The sequence below is a fragment of the Pedobacter sp. 01T416_2 genome, from assembly GCF_056398925.1.
In genome coordinates this window covers 1-1,730 of sequence record NZ_JBFTQI010001012.1, presented here as the reverse complement: position 1 = coordinate 1,730, position 1,730 = coordinate 1, and the positions used below count along the sequence as shown (strand labels likewise).

The following is a 1,730-nucleotide window of genomic DNA, read 5'->3' as shown; positions in this document are numbered from 1 at the left end:
GAGTGGTCGAATGCGGCAGTCTTGAAAACTGTTGACTGTAACAGGTCCGGGGGTTCGAATCCCTCGCTTTCCGCCGAAAAATCAAAGCCTGAAATCGTAAGATTTCAGGCTTTTTTCGCTTATCGAAACATCCATCCCATTCTAGTACAGGTCTAATGTCAATATGGTAAGCCATTCGGCACAACAAAAATAATTTAAAACGCTTAACTTAACGATATTGAGCGCAAGTCTTGAAAAACCCTGTGCGTCTATTATTAATTATCGACTTTTTCCAATTCAGAATATAATTCAATTAAATTACCTTCGGGGTCTCTGAAGTGCACGACTCTAGTCCCCCAATCTGACATCGATTTCGGCGCTCCTAAAAAATTCACTTCCTTATTTCGAAGCGAAGCGTACACTTGATCCACACTGTCTACCTGCAAAATAATTACAGCTTTGTCTTGTTCAGACTCATTTTTGTTTACTACTTTATTTATAGCATGATTCATAAGGTCAGCTTTAAACAAAGCAAGTCCGGAAGGGCATCCAATATTGAAACTTGCATAATTGTCACCTAAACCGCCCCAAGAGCATTCCAAACCTAGAACGTCATTGTAAAATGTAAAGCATTTATCAAAGTCGTTCACTAATAGCCTGATATTACTAAATTTCATTTTGTATTTCTTTAATTGTTTAATAGTACAAAATTACGGTTCTTTCATCGTGGCTAATTGTAAAAATCGGTCGTTTTTGTTTTCAAACAGCTTTGTTGGATTGTTCCCCGTAAATTCTTTCAAATCTTTAATGAAATGTGATTGGTCGAAATAATTTTGTTCAGGAAAGAAATGACCCTTTTTAACGGATGAAAAAGACGCGAAACATTTCAAAATCTTGCAATATGATTTTAAAGGGATACCAAATCTATCTTGGAAATAACGATTGATTTGTCTACTGCTCCAAAATACGTGTTGAGAATATTCTTCAACTGACAGTCCGCCATTGGTCTGATACAGCAAATTGAACAAATTCTCTCTTCTAATGTCGATATCTTTTTGATTTGATGTGGTTGAAAGGATAGTTTTATTCAATTTTTCGATGATTGTTTCAACATTATGAAATGAAAGTTGGTCTAATTGCCAAAACATGCTATTCATTAATTGTTCACTATCTAAAAGTGCTGATATTTTCTGTCTTAAAATGTAGTCAGCTGCCAATAATTTGAACCGCACTCCAAATACTTGTCTGTTTGGCTCAATAGAAACATCCACTTGTTTTGTCCAAAGTCCTGTCAGCGAAATTTCTTGTTGCTCATAATTGTCAAGTGAAACGATAAGGTCAAAATAGCCATCCGGCAAAATTGTAAAGTCCAGTTTTTCAGCAGTGCAATTGTCGAACCACCAATAGCTCTTTATAAATTTGGTTAGTAATTGGTCTGGAGGAAATTCTTTGTAAATCACTTATTCTGACTAAGATTTTTTATTATCGGTGTTAAGGAAACATGAATGATATATTTCTGCGCATAGCAAAACTACAATATTTATATTTAGGTCATCAGTAAGTTTATCCAAAATCTCGATTAACCCGTTCTAACGCAAGTCTTAGTGCCTCGGACTTAATATCTTAATACGCTCGATATTGGCAGTTTAGCCTAAGTCTTAGTGCTTAAGGGACATTAAACCATAGAATGTTAGCTACCTTTAAATACAATTCACATCTTACGCCCAATATCAGCTAGCGCAAGTAACCCC

At 35.5% G+C, this 1,730-nt stretch carries 2 protein-coding genes; both read right to left on the bottom strand.

Annotation, left to right across the window (positions count from 1 at the left end; all coding sequences use genetic code 11):
• Positions 1-254 precede the first annotated feature (254 nt).
• Complete coding sequence (locus AC1DPQ_RS26835) at positions 255-656, bottom strand: VOC family protein (RefSeq protein WP_477585844.1); 402 nt, start codon at positions 654-656, stop codon at positions 255-257.
• Between the two features lie 33 nt (positions 657-689).
• Positions 690-1,439 carry a DUF6597 domain-containing transcriptional factor gene (locus AC1DPQ_RS26830; protein WP_477611442.1) on the bottom strand — a complete coding sequence of 250 codons (750 nt, stop codon included), beginning with the start codon at positions 1,437-1,439 and terminating at the stop codon, positions 690-692.
• Positions 1,440-1,730: the final 291 nt, after the last annotated feature.